At 54.0% G+C, this 19,264-nt stretch carries 15 protein-coding genes; 5 read left to right on the forward strand and 10 right to left on the reverse strand.

What is annotated here, in order from left to right; translation table 11 throughout:
* Window positions 1-179 precede the first annotated feature (179 nt).
* The 8 genes from HUO14_RS12145 to HUO14_RS12180 form a co-directional block, all read right to left on the reverse strand.
* Window positions 180-1,967 (reverse strand): recombinase family protein, encoded by a 1,788-nt coding sequence (locus HUO14_RS12145; RefSeq protein ID WP_176280060.1) that lies wholly within the window; start codon window positions 1,965-1,967, stop codon window positions 180-182.
* 272 nt (window positions 1,968-2,239) lie between these two features.
* A complete protein-coding gene (locus HUO14_RS12150; protein ID WP_343046099.1) occupies window positions 2,240-3,355 on the reverse strand; it encodes a DUF2235 domain-containing protein in 1,116 nt (371 codons plus the stop codon).
* Between the two features lie 387 nt (window positions 3,356-3,742).
* Window positions 3,743-4,396 carry a non-canonical purine NTP pyrophosphatase gene (locus tag HUO14_RS12155; protein ID WP_176280062.1) on the reverse strand — a complete coding sequence of 218 codons (654 nt, stop codon included), beginning with the start codon at window positions 4,394-4,396 and terminating at the stop codon, window positions 3,743-3,745.
* Complete coding sequence (locus HUO14_RS12160) at window positions 4,393-5,148, reverse strand: SIR2 family protein (protein WP_217908000.1); 756 nt, start codon at window positions 5,146-5,148, stop codon at window positions 4,393-4,395. Before HUO14_RS12160 ends, HUO14_RS12155 begins: the two co-directional genes overlap by 4 nt.
* Before the next feature lie 77 nt (window positions 5,149-5,225).
* A complete protein-coding gene (locus HUO14_RS12165) occupies window positions 5,226-5,843 on the reverse strand; it encodes a class I SAM-dependent methyltransferase (RefSeq protein ID WP_176280064.1) in 618 nt (205 codons plus the stop codon).
* The gene (locus HUO14_RS12170; RefSeq protein WP_176280065.1) at window positions 5,840-7,402 is read right to left on the reverse strand and encodes an HTH domain-containing protein; all 1,563 of its coding nucleotides are present in this window, start codon (window positions 7,400-7,402) and stop codon (window positions 5,840-5,842) included. The genes HUO14_RS12165 and HUO14_RS12170 overlap by 4 nt, the downstream gene beginning before the upstream one ends.
* Window positions 7,403-7,636: 234 nt before the next feature.
* Complete coding sequence (locus HUO14_RS12175) at window positions 7,637-8,122, reverse strand: HEPN domain-containing protein (RefSeq protein WP_176280066.1); 486 nt, start codon at window positions 8,120-8,122, stop codon at window positions 7,637-7,639.
* Window positions 8,123-8,178: 56 nt separating this feature from the next.
* A complete protein-coding gene (locus tag HUO14_RS12180; protein WP_176280067.1) occupies window positions 8,179-9,345 on the reverse strand; it encodes a tyrosine-type recombinase/integrase in 1,167 nt (388 codons plus the stop codon).
* 393 nt (window positions 9,346-9,738) lie between these two features.
* Between HUO14_RS12180 and HUO14_RS12185 the strand changes: the two genes are divergently transcribed.
* Window positions 9,739-10,143 (forward strand): response regulator, encoded by a 405-nt coding sequence (locus tag HUO14_RS12185; RefSeq protein ID WP_217908001.1) that lies wholly within the window; start codon window positions 9,739-9,741, stop codon window positions 10,141-10,143.
* Between the two features lie 6 nt (window positions 10,144-10,149).
* Here the strand turns inward: HUO14_RS12185 and HUO14_RS12190 are convergent, their stop codons facing one another.
* Complete coding sequence (locus HUO14_RS12190) at window positions 10,150-11,223, reverse strand: sensor histidine kinase (RefSeq protein WP_176280068.1); 1,074 nt, start codon at window positions 11,221-11,223, stop codon at window positions 10,150-10,152.
* 268 nt (window positions 11,224-11,491) lie between these two features.
* On the opposite strand from HUO14_RS12190, the gene HUO14_RS12195 reads away from it, so the two are divergent.
* The 3 genes from HUO14_RS12195 to HUO14_RS12205 all read left to right on the forward strand — a co-directional run bounded on the left by HUO14_RS12195 (window position 11,492) and on the right by HUO14_RS12205 (window position 17,211).
* Window positions 11,492-12,442: an XdhC family protein gene (locus HUO14_RS12195; RefSeq protein ID WP_176280069.1), complete on the forward strand. Its 951-nt coding sequence runs from the start codon at window positions 11,492-11,494 to the stop codon at window positions 12,440-12,442.
* Between the two features lie 80 nt (window positions 12,443-12,522).
* The gene (locus tag HUO14_RS12200) at window positions 12,523-15,735 is read left to right on the forward strand and encodes an amidohydrolase family protein (RefSeq protein WP_425500486.1); all 3,213 of its coding nucleotides are present in this window, start codon (window positions 12,523-12,525) and stop codon (window positions 15,733-15,735) included.
* 252 nt (window positions 15,736-15,987) lie between these two features.
* Window positions 15,988-17,211: a hypothetical protein gene (locus HUO14_RS12205; protein WP_176280071.1), complete on the forward strand. Its 1,224-nt coding sequence runs from the start codon at window positions 15,988-15,990 to the stop codon at window positions 17,209-17,211.
* Between the two features lie 112 nt (window positions 17,212-17,323).
* Here HUO14_RS12205 and HUO14_RS12210 read toward each other — a convergent pair whose 3' ends face one another.
* The gene (locus tag HUO14_RS12210; RefSeq protein WP_176280072.1) at window positions 17,324-18,754 is read right to left on the reverse strand and encodes an amidohydrolase; all 1,431 of its coding nucleotides are present in this window, start codon (window positions 18,752-18,754) and stop codon (window positions 17,324-17,326) included.
* A gap of 203 nt (window positions 18,755-18,957) precedes the next feature.
* On the opposite strand from HUO14_RS12210, the gene HUO14_RS12215 reads away from it, so the two are divergent.
* Window positions 18,958-19,224, forward strand: a complete 267-nt coding sequence (locus tag HUO14_RS12215; RefSeq protein ID WP_176280073.1) for a hypothetical protein — start codon at window positions 18,958-18,960, stop codon at window positions 19,222-19,224.
* The last annotated feature ends 40 nt before the right edge of the window (window positions 19,225-19,264 follow it).

The raw sequence follows: 19,264 nt of genomic DNA on the forward strand, positions 1-19,264 counted from the left end.
CGAGGGACTAAAAAAAGCAAATCAGCGAAATCTCACTAGGGGGGTGAGTCGAGAGTTACGCAGAGCCAATCAGAGGCTGGTCGCGTAGTTATGGCGACCAGAATTGCAAATTATTGGCGTTCAAAACATGGCAAAACAGCTAACATCTCTTGCTGTTTCGCTCTATTTAAGGTCGCGAACTACTTTGTGGCCGTCGGCCACATTCCCCGTCCAAAGAGCTGTTGAGGGGCGATCCGTCTTTCCGGTGCCGAGAACCCGAATAGTTGGCGCTGTATAGCCCAGTCAGTAGGAATATTCGACTCGAGTACGATTTTGCGCGTTAAGGTTGTAGGCTGAGTACCGTCGAGGATGGCCGTCACGATGTCCGGTGCAAGATAGTTCAATCGGATCAGGCGAGCAAAAAACGTGGGTCGGCAATTTTGTTTGTGGGCGAGTTCTTCAATCGACCACTCTCGATGCTCTTCCACCAGTCGCTGCGCTTTCCTTGCGCGCTGCACCAAATTCACGAGTTTCTTGTCGGGATTGGCTACCTGCGAGTTACTTTGTGGTTTGATATGCAGCGAAGGCCAACGTTCTGCCGTCACAGTACGGGCAGCAACTTCAAACTCATAACGGGTGTCGCTGCATGGCCAATCAGCTGGTCGCCCTCGAAAGATAGAGTTGTTATCCCAAAGCAGGAATCGCCGCAATTCCAGCGATCGGACGTAGATTGCTAGTCTCTCCTCACCTACTTCAATCTTATAAATTAGTGCCGCAAACAGCTCTTCCAACTTTTCCGATGGTGTATTGTTAAGACGTATGGCGGCTGCTTTGCCTCGCGTAGACAATTCATGCAGTTCGTCATCATAAACCCCGAGGCCTTTGAGTGCGCTTCGGAGCCTGCCCCGATCGCTAAAAAAATCACAGACCGACGCAAAAATGAGCGTGTCCAGATTGTCTGCGTTACAGCGATAAGCACGGCGATATTCTCGTTGGGACCAATATGCATTGCTTGACACATATGCGCAGTAGGTCTTGCCTCGATGCCAGTTAAGATCCAACCGCATCTTGCGTCCGAGATCATCCCACAATAATCCGGCCAAGAAATGTTTTGTGTCCCTAGCATCAGCAGGACGTTTTTTTCTCTTGGCGCTCAGTGCCTGAGCCGCCTCCCAATCCTCTTGTGAGATGATAGGTTCATGAATTCCCTTATATGTGGTGCCTATTCCTCGAATTTCTCCGACATAAATAGGATTGCGAATTATACCGTATACCGTGCCGGCACTCATAAGAGTTCCACCACGAGCATTGCCTTGTTTTGTCAATTTGACTGAGCTGCAGTATCCAGCTTCTCGCACAGCCGTCATTACAGCTGTGTAGCGCCTAGTTTGCAGAAACTTTTTGAATATAAAACGAACGATCGCTGCTTCGGCCTTGTCGATGCTCAGTCCATCTTTAGTGGAAATGTAGCCAAATGGCGGCAAACCTCCATGGACCAATCCGTGTTTTTTGCGAGTGCGGAGACTATCGCGCGTCCGTTCGGAAATCAGTTCACGCTCAAACTGTGAGAATGTGAGCAGGATGTTCAGGATCATACGCCCCATACTATCGGAGGTATCAAATGCTTGGGAGATCGAGGTCAATGTTATGTTTTGGCGATCAAAAATCTCAATCAAGCGGACGAAATCAAACAGACTCCTCGTCAACCTATCGATTTTGTAGACTACTACCGCATCCACTTTGCCCGCTTCTATGTCATGCATCAGTTGCGCCAGCGCCGGCCGTTCCAATCCGCTGCCTGAATGACCTCCATCATCATAGCGATCAGTCAACTCTACCCAACCTTTATACTGCTGGCTTTTAATGTACGCGCTGCAGATTTCACGCTGTGTCACTAGAGAGTTCACATCATGATCGAGACGTTGGTTCGAGCTTTTTCTTGTGTAGATTGCGCACCGTTTGATCGGACTGGTTTGGTCCACCGACATACGACATCTCCAAAAAAAGATGATGTTCTTCTAAATATTGGGGCAGGGCAATGTCGCCTGCTGTATCTCATCGGTCGACTCCAATTCGCCGGTACTTATACCTTTTTACAAACCCAGTATCAAAGCAAACAACGCCCGCATCAACCAATATGCCATTGGCAAAACCAGCAGGAAAACGAAAAGTCCGAGGGCCCACTCTTCAAGATCGGGAGGGCGCATATAGTCTGGTTACCGCGTAGGGTTTGTGTAGGAAAACGCCAGCATGCTTATCGTTACGGTGCGTTTACGGGGCGGTAAACAGGTAATGCGTTCTTCCGCTCATCAACTGAGGGATGGATTTCTGCTTCTCCGATGAGGCGAGGTTCCGCCCAAGGGACATAGTGCCAAAGTAGCGACCAGCGCTTCCACTCCCGGTGTCTAATATTTTTGGGGATGATCTCCAGCACCCACCAGCCGGCCGTAAGCGATCTGTGAAGCATCCCGGTCGGTGAGGGCGGTTCATATTGATGCTTGCTGCCTTTGCGCGGTTTTCCGTAAGCTAGATGATTGAGCATCTGGGTGCTAATCTTGAGTCCTGCTTTCTTGGCCTCTTCGGCCATCCAGACAAGCGGATATTTGGACAGGGCGCTTTCTTTCTCCGGATAACCGCCGCCGACATCGGAATGGACGCCTGCAAACCAGACCTGCTTGATATCCTGATTCTTAGTCATGCTCTTGTTGAATGGATTTGGTTCGAATTTTTGCGGATCATTCCACTTTGCGACGCGGAACATTCGGCGACGTTCATCAATCGCCAGTGCATGCCGGAACCGTGCCACCGAGGGGTTCTGAAGCGTATATGGCAATGTCTCGAGGCTTGGTATCCAGAACCGGTCAGGGCGAGGCACGAGAACCGAGGCAACAGTCTCCCAGAGACCGATAAGCTCGATCGGAACCCGGCGTGCTCCAATCACGCGGGCAAAGTGCCATGCCAGATCAAGCTGATTGTCTTTCGCCGCTTTCTTGTAAGTTCCAAGCGCGCTGTCACTCATATTGATTTGCTCAGGCTCCAGTAGCCCGATCAAATGAATGAACCCGGCGAGAACTCTTGCCGTCCAGGCGCCCCGGCTGAACCCGAACAAATAGATGCGGTCGCCATTTTGATAGTTTTCAACGAGGAAGCGGTAAGCGCCGAGTACATTTTCATCGAGCCCAAAGCCAAAGGCGAGACCCAATACACCGACCAGTTTCTGGCGGAAGCGCTGCCACGGACTGATCCGGCTGATTGTACCAACACCCGGGCTGTAATAGACCAGCTGCTGTTGGCTTTTTTGCGCGATGCGGTAGAGCTTCAAGACATTGGAAAGATTGCGCCCCAGTTCATTGCCTGTTCCGTCCAGCATGATCACAAGATTACGCGGCGCGAACGACTTACGGGCAGGCTTAGATTTTGTGGACTTCGTTTCCGGTTTTGCTCCTACTCTAGGGCGTGAGGGCATTTTTAGTTACCACTTCATCTGGATAAATCTTGTTGTAGGTAACGTTGATATCGTAATTGTATGTTTAGGTCACTGGTGAGCGCAAACATTTTTAATGGTCGAGGTAAATTTTGAAAAAAAGCACTGGAGGAAATGTCCCACATTCGGATAATCGCAGGCACTAGATATTATGTCCGCTTTGCGCCCCAATTTCGGTCATTGCAGACCATTCTTCGACCGCTCAAAAGCGGACCTCAGGCCGCTCAAGTTGGTTTGGCTTCACCAAGTGTAGGACCCCGTGCCTGAACGGTATGCATCTCAAGGTATATTAGCAAAAAGATTGCCAGGGCCATGATCCTTCAGATGTTGGACGAATTGTCGCACAGCCTTCGCTGATTGAGAGACAGTCAGTTTGCGAGCCAATCCATCCGGCTGTTCGCACACTTCAGCGTAAGTCTTCCCGCCGAATTCGTCGGGACAAAAAATCGTATCCCAATAGAATTCCCTTTGCCCCTTCGGTTCGGTCGCGAGCGTTCCTCTTGTTTCGCCAACAAAGGTCCAGACGTTAACGCCATCGCAGTAGCCGACAACAGCTTGCGCAATGGCGACCTCCCCCGGGCGGCCAACTCTTTCGAGAAATCCCTCAGCCTGCAGAGAATCCCACATCGGTTGCGTTAGGCCACCTGGGAATCCTGTCGAATCTTGCCCCTCAAAAATGAGGCCAGCATGTTCGACGATGCAAGGCGTAAGCAGCTGCCGGTAGGCTGACCGAACCTTGTGGTCGACCATCTTGCTCAACGATATTTCAAGCGGTTCGTTGGTAGCTACGTTGGTGAATTGTAAATCACAGTAATCGCCAATTGGCGTCGGGTCTGCTCTCTGTCCTACGCTCAACGGCTCTTTCCGAAGGATCGCGATCTCATCGCGTTTGAACGAGCTTGAAGTTGCGTAAAAGACCGTTGGTGGTTTCATGCGGACATTTCCTGAAGAACCTTGGCCGTCGCGGCCGTGCGATCATCGCCGTAGGTCGGGATTACGGTGACATTCCGCCGCTCGAACAGCTTAAACTCGAAATCTGAAGGGTTGTGGGAAATAATGTAGGCGCGCTTACCGGAGACACTGTCGGGCAAGGTATCAAGAGCCGCATTAATTAGCTCGAAAAGTAGCGCTACGTTCATATCATTGAAGCTATAGCCGATGAACAGTAACACCCGGTTAAGCAAATCTGAGCGCAGCTTCCAGTCCAAGGGGCCGTCGAATTGCATCCGCCGATAGTAGTGGCGTTCTGATAAAACCATATCTTCTGGACGATTAAAGTCGCCGTGGTATTTCACCACCTGCGAAATGTTCCCATTGCTGATCATTTCTCGCTCGGAGGTTATGGCAACGGCCTCTCGCCCGCAGAGACGCAGCGACCGTTCTATAAAATCATCGTAGTTAGTGGTGTAAAAAAGATTGCATTGATCCAGCGACGCCATAGTCTGATGCAGTGTTGAATCTGCAAGCTCACCATCAGACGGATCCATTCGTCGAACAAGCCAGTTTGTAAGTGGTGAAAAGCTGCCTTTTGTAAGCCTAAAATACTCCAGAATTTGAAGATCGCTTCCTCGCATCCTGAGGAGGTCAGGTTCGGGATATTTCATGATTTTGCAGGCCACATCGACCAGTTCGCGCCAAGATGGTCCCGTCACCTCTTCGCCGCGAAAATCCCATTTGAACGACATCGAAGCACCAGCTCCAATGAAAGGAATGACTCTACCGGCTCGATAAAGGGACCTCAGCTCTTGCGGGCAGGACTCCATTACGCAGGCTTCTTCGCAATAAGGCGCGTCAGTGAGTGATGATGCGGAATACCATTGTGTGGATGTGTCTCATGCAAATCAGTATCTGTAAGTACCTGGGTGTGCCAACCGCCGAACTTCCCCGCATACCAATCATGTGGCATTAGCAGTGGTTCAAAGCCGGGGTGAGCTGAGAGGTCCTGTGAGCGATCGTTAAACGCTACGAGTATCACCGTCCCTTCAGGCTTAGTGAGGCGCTGCACATCATTTATCAAAGCGACAGCTTCTGCTTCAGAATTCATGCAATGTAGCAATCCGTAGGCGACGACCACATCATACGTCCCGTCAGATTGCGAGGCAGCAAAACTCGTAGCGTCTGCGATGTGCCAGTCAATAGGACTATTTCTAAATATGGATTTGCCATTCGTTATCGCATCCTGCGAACAGTCAACTGCAATCGCGGCCGCCCCGGCTGCTGTGAACGCACTCGCGTTCTTGCCTTCACCACACCCTAGGTCGAGAATGACATTTCCTCTTACAGAATGTTCGTCGAGAAACAGCTTAACAAGGCTGCCTGGGCTTTCGCCCCAAAAACACGGGACAGCGGAATACCCGTCATCGTAACCACCGTTTTTCATTGTCTCAATCCTAATTTGGCCAGCATCTCATTGATTGCCTTCTCATATTCAACCAACCCAATCCAGTTATAAAGAATGACGTCGGCGTCTTGAATAATGTATCTCACTTGGCCTTCGACAGGCGCGTTATAGAGATCAACGAAAGAGTCAAAATCAATGTCCCTCAAACCATAGTCTTCACGCATCCGATACATTTCAAATGCGACATCAGGCGGGGTGTAGACGTACATGAGAGCCAACGGGACGTCCGACATCTCTTTAAGCTCTGCCAGCGTCTCTGGATGACGAATTCCATCGATGACGATCCGTTCGCCCGCTATTTGCCTCGCGGCGCTATCAAGAGCAGCTGCTAATTTCCTTGGCCCATCTGGTTTCGAAATGAATTCGAACGCCGCCTTTTGAAAGACAGCTCGATCAGACGCGGGCACTGGAGGAATACCAATTAGCTTAGCCAGCACCTCACCGCTGTTGATCTGTTCGTAGCCAGCTCGATCGATTAACGCATTTGTAGTTGCGGACTTGCCCGAGCCAATCGCGCCAACGACACAGGCGATATGACGGCCTCGAAACACGTTTTGACGCTGTATTCTGTAACTAGGAGTGGTGCGAAGAGCTTGGGGATAGAACTCCCGAATACAAAGCTGCGACCAATACTCAAAGTCTGAAAGATTGAGTGGCTCATGCCTGGTATCAATCCAGCGAAGACGGTTGATGGACGCCTCTCCTCGTTGTGGCCTCTCCCATTTAGAAAAATCCTCAACCCAATATCGCATGACAATGGCTAAATGACGGACACCAACCGCTGAGGAATTGTCATTTAAGACGCCCAAAATTTCTAACTTCTCTGGGTCAATCTGCGGGCGCCCAGAGGGCAGATTAATCTCCTCGCCAATCTCACGAACTGCGTTTGCTCGAATTCCCAAATCGGTCTGCGTGAAAAGGGAAAGATCGGCGTCAGTAACGTGACCACCAAAGCCAACGCACCTCGCGCCTCGCAGAAATGAGGCTGCACGGTTGTATTGCCCACGGACGAACGAGAGGATTTTCGTCTCGTGTTGAACGATCGTGTATGTAACGAACTGCTTGAGATCATCACGGGTTTCAGCCTCAGTTCGCGGAAGGTACGTCACCAACCGTCGGTCGAGAAGCTTCTCTGGCGACTCAAACGGGCCCAAGCCGATGCCCTGGAAATCCAAAATCGAGCGATATTTGTCTCGGTGAATCGCCAACACCTTTTCCGAACTTGGTGGTGCTTCACGTCGTGGGGCGGTATAGACTTCGAGCCCTTTATCGGCGGCGCCCTCCTTGCCGAGAAGGTCGCGCAAGAAAAATTGACCTTTTGCAATTCGGACAAATTTAGATTCCGTACCGTTGCGGAGAATTTCCATGCTCAGCCGCGACTGCATGGATTTCTGAGGCGTCTTACTAATGTCCTGATCATCAAACAGTTGATCATCCAGGCCACGATCTACTAGCTCGGCTGCGCGTAGTGGCCGACCTACTTTACGCAGGACTGTCTCAGCAACCCAAAGGTATGTAGCTTCCCCTATGTTGGCCAATGTTTCGCTCTTTTTCCCTCTCGAAGATGCACTTCGTTATGAAACTTGGCTCAAGCCATTGAGAAATGCCAGCCTACTCAGAGGTACTTATAGACTGATAGGACGTGGGTACGAAAGAAAATTGATTGGGAGGAAAGTCGGGCGTCTAATATCCGATCATTTCACCTAAAAGCGGCCTGTTCGCAATCGGCCTAAAAGTGGCCGTCTTTGTCAGGTCAGCGGTATGATCGCTCCCTACCCAATTGCTGCCATTCCAGTATTTATCAGAATTGAGGCCTTGCTACCGGATTGCTTTTGAACTTTGTTTGCGACCTCTTCCATCGTAGCTAGCAGCCGGTTAATTTCAGAAACGGAATTCACCATAGCTGGTTCGTATCGAGAGATCAGGTATTCACGATTGTTAGCTAACGTTTTTAGATGGTCGGCAGTTTTCTTGCGTAGCACCAAGCCGTTGTTCGTAGATAATTCAGCGCGTCTTTGCATGTCGTGCTGTAGCGCGCGAATTTCACTCGGCTTCATTCCGTTTTGGAGCAAGAAACTGTTGAGAAACAGCTCGATCGCTTGAATAGCGCAAAGTCGAAAGGGAGCAGTTGAAAGAGGCTGTTTGGTCTTGAGTAGTCCACGCAGCGCAGTGGCGGCTTGCCGATATTCTTCAGCCAACGCTAAAATTTCTTGCGGCTGAGATACCTCGCCGGGATAGGGTTGTGCTGGACTGGACATATCTCAACACTTAATATCGAAGCGCTCAATATTGAGTTAAGACATGAATTGGATGCCTATCGTTCAGCAGCTTTCAGGCTTTCATCTATGAGAGTTGTGATGTCGTTCGCCGCAGCGATAATAGGTTCTGTCGCCAAATGAGCATAGCGGGCCGTCGTCTGAACCTGCGTGTGCCCAAGTAGCTTGCCGATCATTGGGAGGCTCATGCCGTTGCTAACCGCAATCGAGGCAAAAGTATGCCGCAAGTCATGAATGCGTGCATCTTTAAGCCCAGCCCGTCCGCGCACACGTTGCCAGAACGGCTGGAGGTCGGTGAGATGGGCACCGGGATTGCGACCTACAATGACATATGGGTTGTCAGCGTACCGTTCAATTTGCTCAATCACATCAACCGCCGCCTGCCCAAGATGTACTGTTTTTGCACCGGTTTTGGAGTCAGGAAGATTCAACACATTATTGTCGAGGTCGACCCACTGCCATTCGAGTTTCATAATTTCGTTGAGCCTGCAGCCGGTAAATAGCAGCAGTCGAACAGCTGCGATGGCGGATGGTAACTCGATATGTTCATTTTCCATTTCGGCCAGCACCCGCCCGATGGATTGCAGCTCGCCTGCCGAGTAGTAGCGCTCACGCTTTTTTTCGGGATATTTTTTGATGTGGCGACGCGGGTTTGTTCCGTCAGGTCTCAATCCCCAGAGCTCAGCAAGGTTGAACATTTTCGATATAATCTCGAGATTGCGGTTTGCCTGATACGGCCGGTGCCGCCAATCATGATGAAATTTGGAGATGTCGGCTCGGGTGACATCAGTGATCCGCAATGACCCAATGGCAGGGAGTATAAACAGCTTCAGGTTACGCCGATATTCCTTAGCCGTGCTCGCTTTGAGATGGACGGCACAGTGTTCATCGTCAAATCTCGAGGCGAGTTCGCTAACGGTGAGGGCAGTGCGGCGCTCGCGCTTTTCTTGCAGTGGGTCGATGTCGTTGCGTATCTTCGCGAGGTTGTTCATCGCTAAACCTCGAGCCTGGTCGACCGTCATTGCTCCATATTGCCCGAGCGACATGCGGCGTGATGTCCGGCCATGCCGATATTGTAATACGAACTTGATCCGGCCGGTTGGAAACACGCGAACGCCAAAACCAGAGAGCTCGCTTTCCCAAATGAAATAGTCCTTGTCCTTTATCTTTAATCCTTCAATCATCCGCTTCGTCAGTTTCGTCATTTTTAGCCTCCTGTTACCAGCCGGCTTTCGAGGGTCTCAACTGTAAGCATATAGTAAGCAAGAGGATGAGAACCGGTGCGAAAGTCTGCGTAGCCACACAGCCAAAACAGCGGCAAACAGTCAAGCTAAGCTATTGAAAATAAGGATTATTGCGTAGTATTGCGCAAAAGAAGGTAGGGATGAAGCTGAGCCCTCATAACCTGAAGGTCGTAGGTTCAAATCCTACTCCCGCAACCAAATAAAATAGGCCCCGCTACATACAGCGGGGCCTTTTTTGTGGCCGGGATATACGAACGGAACGCTTGTAAAATGTCCGCTTTCTGGCAGCTGAAGGGAACCAGTTGGCCAGTGGCTGCGTTATCGGAGCAGTTGTAGCAAAATCGGAAGTTCCCAATGACCCCGCAGATCATGATTGTCGAAGACGAGTTTCTCATAGCCATGGAGATGGAGCAGATCGTCGGCAATCTGGGTTACAACTGTATCGGCGTTGCCGATGACACCGAATCGGCGATCGAACTGGTTTTGAAAAAGCCCGATATTGCGATGGTCGATGTCAATCTGAGCGACGGGCCGACCGGTCCGGAAATCGGGGCACGCCTTGCCAATGAATATGATGTCAAGGTCGTGTTTGTTACCGCCAATCCCAAGCAGCTGGGGAACGGCGTCAAGGGCACGCTTGGCGCGTTGACCAAGCCTCTGGAGATCGAGGTGTTGAAAGACATGCTGGATTATCTGGTGAAAGTGGCAAACGACAGGGATGACGCTGAACCGCCGCGGAGAATGCAACTGTTCAACTGACAGACGTCAGCGCGCCAGGCGCGAAGCCTGTACTTCCATCATGATCTGCAGTCCGGTTGGCAGCCATGATCTTTCGAGCGATCCCCCAAGCTGCTGGGTGACCGACATATCGACAAGCTTTGATCCAAATCCCGAACGGGCCGGCGCGCCGGAAATGGCAGCCCCTCCGCTTTCGGTCCAATTGAACCGCAACATGCCCCCATCGGGTGAAATCACCACATCGACGCGCCCGTGCTCGGCGGCAAGTGCGCCATATTTCATCGAGTTGGTTGCCAGTTCATGGAAAACCAGAGCAACCGGTGTTGCTGCGCGATCGCTGACCACTATATCACCTCCCGAAATCGTGAGCCGCTGGTCTGTAAAGGCCGGGTAGGACGCAAATATCTCCGACAGGAGATGCCGGATCGTGACTTCCTTGCTATCCCCCTCAGGCTTGTCATTATGCGGACGGACATATTCGTGGGCGCGCCCCAATGCGGCGATCCGGCCTTTCAACGTGTCAGCCATCGCGGCCAATTTTTCGTCCCCGCGAAGGGTCATGCTGACCAGACCGGATATTATCGCAAATATATTCTTGATCCGATGGCTGAGTTCCTGGCTGAGTATCTCGTTGTGGCTGGCAATCTGCTTTGCGTCTTCGATATCGGTGCATGTGCCGATCCAGCGCTGTATCTTTTGATCCGGCCCGATAATCGGTAGCGCACGCCCGAGAACCCAGCGATATTGGCCCGAGCGGTGACGCAGCCGATATTCGACTTCATAAGGTTCGCCGGTGGCAAGGCTGAGCTTCCATCGTCTCCAGGCCTCCGGTTGGTCATCGGGATGGAACATGTCAGCCCAGGCTTCGCCGTCGGTCGATCCGGCGGGGGCTCCGGTAAATTCATACCAGCGCGCATTATAATAGTCATGGTCACCGTCGGGCAGGGTCGACCAGACCATTTGGGGCATCGTGTCGGCAAGAGCGTGAAAGGCATCGCCGCTCAGCTGCAACGCCCCCCGCTCCTGAAGTTGGGAGTCGCTATGCCGCCGGTCTCGATATTCGTCGAGCCGGAAATTCTTGATTTCGCTTCGGGTGGGCATGATCAGCTTTCACTGTATATTGGGAGGAAATCGGGCGGTGCGTTACATTTGTTATCGTCGCCCCCGAACTGATCGATTTAGTATATTCTCGTCAAAAGTAACCAAATATTTTGCTCGGAAGGACGCTTTTTTGGAGCGGCTATCTGGTCGCGGAGGTTTGACGCTGGCTTTGCGGTCTGCGGCGACTGATGACGATTGCCCCGCTAGCTGGTTTGCGGCATGGATATTTCGGGGTTTCGAACCGGGGCAAATAGCGGGAAAGACAGGCTTGAACAATATTCTACCGATTTTCAGCTTTTTGAAATCGAAATCCGAGGCCGGACAGAAGACCGTTCTTGTGACCCTGGTCGCTGTCACCGGCGCATCAACGCGCAATCCCGGTGCGCATATGGCGGTCGCCGAAGACGGGAGTTTCGCCGGCTCATTTTCCGGCGGCTGCGTCGAAGCGGCGGTGGTGGCCGAGGCTCTTGAAGTTGCGACAAGCGGCCAGCCGCGCGAAGTCCGCTTTGGTGCAGGTTCCCCCTATCTGGATATACGCCTGCCATGCGGTGGCAATATTGACTTGCTGTTTACGCCGGTCGTCAGTGGCACGATCATCTGCGATATATATGACCGGATCAGGAAGCGGCAGCCGCTGACCATCATCCTCGACAGCGAGAACCCTGAGATCTGTTGCGTCGCGCAGACATCGAACAAGGTCTCGGTAGAGCGCAAAGCTTCACAACATTTCGTCCACCATATCCCGGCAGCGAGAATCATCATCCTGGGGCAGGGGCCCTCTGTGGCAAGTCTGGCGGGATTATGCGCCAGCTATGGCATCGACTGCGACATATTGTCGCCGGATCCGGTGGTTATCGATCAGGTTGAAGGCCTGGCCAACTCTGTCAATCTGCTGAAGACACCGGATGCGACCCCATTGCTCGACCCCGACCCGTGGACCGCCTGCATATTCTATTTCCACGATCATGACTGGGAAGCGCGATTGATGAAACAGGCCCTGTTTTCTCCCGCCTTTTATGTCGGCGCGATGGGCAGCCTTAAAACGCATGGCATTCGCCAGCAATATCTCGCCCAAATCGGAGTTTCGGAAGCAGAGCAGAAGCGCATGTCGGCGCCGATCGGCTTGATCCCGTCGACCCGCGACCCGGCGACTCTGGCATTGTCGACCCTGGCAGAGGTTGTCGAAAGCTATCATCGACATTTTGGTTGCAACGCTTGAGTAGAAGTTGTTGTTCGCTGTTCCTTCCGGCCAGAAACTGGAATAGGGTTGGGCATTGGTGAATTCAGGGTTGGGGAAATATGATGAGATATAGTCTGGTTTCGGTTATCGCTGCGTTGCTTTTTTCAGGCGCGGCTCATGCGCAGGCAGGCACGGGAGAGTCCGCCGATGACAAATGGGACGTCAACGCACCCAAGGGAGCGATGATCAAGCAGGTCTCGATCAACGTGGACGAAGGCAGCTGGATCGACGTTGATGTCAGCCCTGATGGCCAGAGCATGGCATTTGCTCTGCTCGGCGACATATATACGATGCCGATCGTCGGTGGCCGGCCGGTGCGGGTCGCCGAGGGCCTAGCCTGGGAAGTGCAGCCCCGTTTTTCTCCCGACGGCAAGAGAATAGCCTTCACCTCCGATCGCGGCGGCGGCGACAATATCTGGATCATGAACCGCGATGGCAGCGACAAGAAGCAGGTTACCAAGGAAGAATTCCGTCTCCTTAACCAGCCGAGCTGGAGCCCCGACGGCCGCTATATTGTTGCGAAAAAACATTTTACCACGTCGCGCTCGCTCGGTACCGGAGAAATATGGGTCTATCATGTTTCGGGCGGCGGCGGCGTGCAGCTGGTCAAGAAGCCTGGCGACAAGCACCAGAAGGAACTGGGAGAACCGATCTACGCGCCGGATGGCCAATCGGTCTATTATACCAAGAATATCACGCCGGGCGGCACGTTCATCTATGCTCAGGACAGTAATAGAGACCTGTTCAACATCGAAAAATATGATCTCGAATCCGGTGAAATAACCACGGCGGTCTCCGGCCTCGGCGGGTCGGTGCGTCCGAACCCGTCACCCGACGGCAAGAAGATTGCCTTCGTCCGCCGCGAGATGACCCGGTCCAAACTCTATGTGAAAGATCTTGAATCCGGAATTGAGCGCAAGATCTATGATGATCTTGATCAGGACGTTCAGGAAACCTGGGCCGTCACCGGAGTATATCCGAATATGGACTGGACGCCCGACAGCAGCGAGATCGTTTTCTGGGCCGGCGGCAAGCTCCGCCGGGTTTCCGCAAGCAACGGCGCATCGTCGATCATCCCGTTTCAGGTCAGCGACACCCGCGGCGTGGCCAACGCGCCCCATCCCGAAATTGCGGTCGCGCCGGACAGCTTTGTAGCCAGGATGCCGCGCTTTGCTGCTGTATCGCCCGATGGCCGTCAGGTGGTGTTTGAAAGTCTCGGCAAGCTATATCTTAAACCGATGGCGGGTGGTTCTGCCAAACGGTTGACCAATTCCGGTGCGGAGCTGGAGTTGTTTCCGTCATGGTCGCGCGATGGTCGTTCGATCGTGTTCGTTGGCTGGACCGACGCGAAGCTGGGGCAGGTCAAGACCGTTGCGGCAGGCGGCGGTTCTGCACGAACAATTACCAGCCGTCCGGGCCATTATGCCCGTCCGCAATTTTCTCCGGATGGCAAGACGATCGTTTTTGAAATGCAGGGTGGCGGTTATCTGACCTCTCCGGAATGGTCAGTTGATGACGGTGTTTACCGGGTCTCAACGTCAGGCGGTGCACCGGTGCGGGTATCAAGGGGCGCTGCCAGTCCGCAATTTGGCGCGACCAGCGACCGCCTTTTCATGGTTGACAGCGAAGAGGACAAGCGCGTGCTGATAAGCACCGATCTCAACGGTGAAGCGAAGCGCACTCATGCCAAAGGCGAGATGACCAACGACTATATCATTTCGCCAGACGGGCAGAATGTCGCTTTCCGTCAGAGCTATGAAGCCTATGTCATGCCGTTGATGCCGGGCGCCCAGGCGGTTGAGGTCAGCCCGACCAGCAAGTCACTCCCGGTAATCAGAGTCAGTGCCAGCGGCGCGGACTATATCCACTGGTCGCAGGACGGCAAGCAGTTGCACTGGAGCCTCGGTTCCACGCTTTATTCCGAGGCAACCAGCCGTCTGTTCGTCGACGGACCGGCGAACAATGATGCAGCAAAATATCAGCCGCAGACCAGCGGCCTGTTGCTCGAGCGGCAAATCGCGGCAGAAAAACCGTCGCAGACGGTGGCTCTTTCCGGCGCTCGTCTGGTGACGATGGCAAAAAGCGACGGCGGGATCATCGATGATGGTGTGATAGTCATACGCGACAACCGGATCGTTGCCGTCGGATCGCGCGCAGATGTCAGCATTCCCGCTGGTTCCCTGCAGGTTGACGTCACCGGCAAAACGATCATTCCCGGTCTGATTGACGCCCATGCGCACGGGGCCCAAGGCAGCGACGAAATCGTTCCGCAGCAGAACTGGTCTCTGTTACAGAATCTCGCGCTCGGCACGACGACCATTCATGATCCGTCGAGCCGCGCCAGCGAAATATTCGTCGCCAGCGAAATGCAGCGGGCCGGGATAATCCTCGGCCCCCGGATATTCTCGACCGGCGAGATTGTCTATGGCGCGAAAGCGGCTGACGTTTATGCCGAGATCAACAATCTCGACGACGCGCTCGCCCATGTCCGCAGACTCAAGGCGCAGGGTGGCAGCAGCGTCAAGAACTACAACCAGCCCCGCCGCGAACAACGCCAGCAGGTGGTAGAGGCCGCGCGCCAGGAGAACATGCTTGTGGTAGCCGAGGGCGGTTCGCTGTTCGGCATGGACATGGCGCTGGTCGCCGACGGCAATTCGACGCTGGAGCATAATATCCCGCTAGACATCTTTTACGACGATGTCGTGCAGATGTTTTCCCAGTCCGACACCAATTACACGCCGACGCTGGTTGTCAGCTATGGCGGGCTGGCCGGCGACCCCTATTGGCGGCAGGCCACCAATGTCTGGGAGAACCCGCTGCTGGTCCACACGCCGCCCAAGATTCTGGCAGCGGCCACGGCCCGCCGCACCACGGCGCCCGAGAGCAATTTTGTCGATGATGACAATGCCCGCGAAGCCAAAAAACTGGCGGACGCAGGCGTGAAAGTCGCTATCGGCGCGCATGGTCAACAGGCGGGGATTGGCAGTCACTGGGAGCTGTGGTCCTTTGTCCGCGGCGGGATGCAGCCGGTCGAGGCGCTTGCCGCAGGAACTATTGAATCTGCCAGATCCCTTGGCATGGATGCCGATATAGGTTCGCTAGAGCCGGGCAAGCTCGCCGATTTGCTGGTGCTCGATGCCGATCCTACCGCCGATATCCGGAACAGCGACAAGATCGATCGAGTGATGCTCAACGGGCGTATGTACGATCCGCTGACGATGAATGAGGTCGAGACCGGCTCACGCAAACGCGTTCCGCATTGGTGGGAGTGAATTTATCAGGGGTGCGGCGATTACCGCACCCCTGACTTTGATTTCGCAGCTTAAAGTATAATTATCTCTATTCAAATAAAACGACCAAGATTGCATGAACACCAGTTTAACAGGCAGGGTATTTCGCTGAATGCCAGGTGAACAGTGCGTTCAGGAACTCGATTCATCTCCATTTACACTCATATTGCCTCTGACGAGGGACCCTAATCTCGCGCGCATTCGTTTGTTGTTCGAAACATTAGGAGAAATGAGATGACCAATAACCTCAATGCCCCCGTTGATAGCGCCTTTCCGGTTAAACCCGCCAGCCGCTTATCCATGATAAGCATGTTGGCGATTTCGGTCGGCCTCGCCGCCGCACCTGTCCATGCTCAAGATATGGCAGAGCCTCTTGGGGCCACGCCCGCACCGATGCCCGCACCAGATCTTGTCGCCCCACAGTCTGCACCGGCATCGGCACCGACGACTGGCTCACCTCCGGTGACCAGCCCTTCGATGACGAAGGCCAACACAACACCACAGATCGCCCCTGACCGGGCCGATGATTTGGCGGAAAAAGGTGGTTTCGATGCAAAAACGGTAGCGCCCGAAGCGCTTGCCCAGATCGAAAGCCAGCAACAGGCGCGCAAGGCTGCTGCCGCAAAGGCAACAGCAGCGCAGGCTGCAACGACCGCCATGGCCACAGCCAGGCCGGCTCCCGCTCGCGCAACCAGTGCACCTGAGGCCGGGAGCGCGTCACAGGGCGGGCCCGCTTTGGATGGTGATGAATCAGCGGCCGTCGCGGAGGTCACGGCTGACGCAGCAGCAGCCACCCCAATGATCGCACCGGTTTCGCAACCGGCGGTATCGCAAGAAGCCATCCCGGTTGACGATGCTACCGACTGGGGCTTGCTCGCTGCTTTGGCAGCCCTGCTTGGTATTGGCGGAGCCGGTGCCTATGCCGTCGGCCGCCGCCGCAAAAGCAACGACCGGTCTGCTGCTGAAATCCCCGAAGCAGACGTGCATGGCAGAGATACCTTTCCTGCCGCGATAAATGAGGCGATCATGCCCGAATTGCGCGACGACACGGCTGAGCCAAAGGTACATTCACCGGCTACTGCAGGGCGACCTGTCGCCAGCAATGCGGGTATCAAGACCAAGGTTGCGTTCGCTAACTTTGTTGCGGACCTCCCGGAATTTGAGAGTCCGGCTGGCGAGGCCAGCCGCGGTACGACCATTGGACAGCGACGCGTCACTGCTGCTCCGCGCCCCTATCTTGGTGAGGCAGACCTGTCTCGTCCTGAAGGATATTTCATGGCCCACGTCGACGCCATGCCGACGCCGCAGAACCCCTTTCTGACTCGGCAAAATCGCCTGAAGCGCGCACGCGCGCTGGACGCCAGCCTGGCAGAGATGAAGGTGTCGGTTGGCAATGCCCGCAGGAAAATGTACCAAGCGATGGTAAGTCCGCGGGCCTTGGAACCGGCCTTTAGCTGAGCCCGCTGGTCACAGCCTGGAGGAAAGGGTGGTCCGATGATTCGGGTCACCCTTTCCTGCACCCGATCCTGTTATCCAGGCTTTCATCATGACGACGAATCTGGCGGTGCTATTATTTCCGGTAATCGAGCGGTGGATCGCGGTCACCGAGTAACGATTTATACTTGTAATCGGGTCCCCTCGCGTCGTCGAACTCGGCCTTGGCCTTGGCGCGCAGTTCGGGGTTCGTGTAAAGCTCAATTGCTGCGAGAGCGAGCGTCTTGGCCGCAACCTGTGTACCCTTGAACCCAATCGACATGCCGCTGGCCGCCGAACTTTGCCAGCTGTGAGCCGAAGTGCCCGGCACCCATGTTGCGGTCCTTAGGCCAACCGTCGGGGTGGCATAAGATACATCGCCGACATCGGTCGAGCCATAGCCGAGAGATTTTTCGTAGGGCTGGATTTCCTTTTCGCTGCCCAGCTTGTTGTTCGGCTTGTCAAAGCTGGCGTAGATGTTCTCGGCAAATTCCTGTTCTGCCGGCGTATACTGGATACCGCCGACTTTGCGCAATTTCGCGTCCATCATTTTCGCCAGCGATTCATTGACCAGCAGCGGATTGTTGCCGTGAATGACCTCCCAGTCGACCTTGGTTCCCGTCCCCAGCGCCGCCCCACGTGCGGCTTCTTCGAGACGGGTCCAGATCGCGTCGACACCTGTCGGATCGGGATGACGGACATAATAGAAGACTTCCGCAAAATCGGGCACAACATTGGGTGCGGTGCCGCCTTCGGTGATCACGTAGTGAATCCGGCTTTCCTGAGGGACATGTTCGCGCATCATGTTGATCATCATGTTGAAGGCTTCAACCCCGTCGAGAGCAGAGCGGGCCTTGTCTGGCGCGCCCGCTGCATGGGCAGAAGTACCACGGAATCGGAATTTGGCCGAGCGATTGGCCAGCGTCGTCCGCGCGGCGGCCGAATTCTCATCACCGGCATGCCAGTGCAGGGCGAAATCGACATCGTCAAACAATCCGGCGCGGACCATATAGACTTTGCCGCTGCCGCCTTCTTCGGCCGGGGTGCCATAGAGGCGAACGCGACCCGGAGTACCTGTCTGTTTCAGCCATTTGCTCACTGCGATTGCGGCTTCGACCGATCCGGCCCCAAACAGATTGTGGCCGCAGGCATGGGCAGCGCCCTTGCCCTCGATCGGGGTGCGGGTGGCGACTGCATCCTGATTGATCCCGGGCAAGGCATCAAATTCTGCAAGGATCGCGATGATCGGTCCGCCGCTGCCAAATTCTGCAGTAAAGGCGGTGGGGATATCTGCAACACCGTCAGTGATCTTGAAGCCGTTGGCCTTGAGTGATTGCTGGAGAAGACCGCTGGATTTTTGTTCCTGATAACCAACTTCCGCCCATTCCCAAAGCTTGCGGGCGGTTTTGGCCGACTCCGCTGACCGGGCGTCAACCAGGGCGGATATGTCGGACATGACATCTGTCTGTTGGGCTTGAGCCATGGCGGGAAGCGCCGCAAGGGCGAAAATCAGGGAATAACGGATCATGGGAACCTCATATTGGAACTATATCCCGCGAATGATGGCATAAACAGGAACCGGTAGGCAATCTTTCTTCTAACCGTCGCTGTTCCGGGGAATTTCCGGTCAGTTGCAAAAACTACACTCGCAGGTGCAGCATTTCATATTGCAACTTAATTTAATCGGAGGCTTAACTAGGCAATAAAATCAAACCTGAATGGAGTAACTTCATGCGTAAACTATCCTCCCTGATCCTTGCGGCAACCGCATTGACCCTCACCGCTCCAGCGGCATTCGCTGCCGATGCCGAGCGTAACGATCGCCTTTATGATGCCAGTGGCGCCAGTGTTGCCAAAGTGAACCGGGTAAACGATAACGGTGATATCCTGATCATCTACAAAGGCAAAGTGCGCATGATAGCGGCTTCCACGCTTTCGAACACTGACGGCAAGCTGACGACCAGCATGACCAAAACGGAAATCCGTCGTCAGGACTAATCGTCAAACGCTATTGATCGCGACGATTAATTTTGATTGT

Source organism: Parasphingorhabdus flavimaris, assembly GCF_013371215.1.
GTDB classification, from domain to species: Bacteria; Pseudomonadota; Alphaproteobacteria; order Sphingomonadales; family Sphingomonadaceae; genus Parasphingorhabdus; species Parasphingorhabdus flavimaris.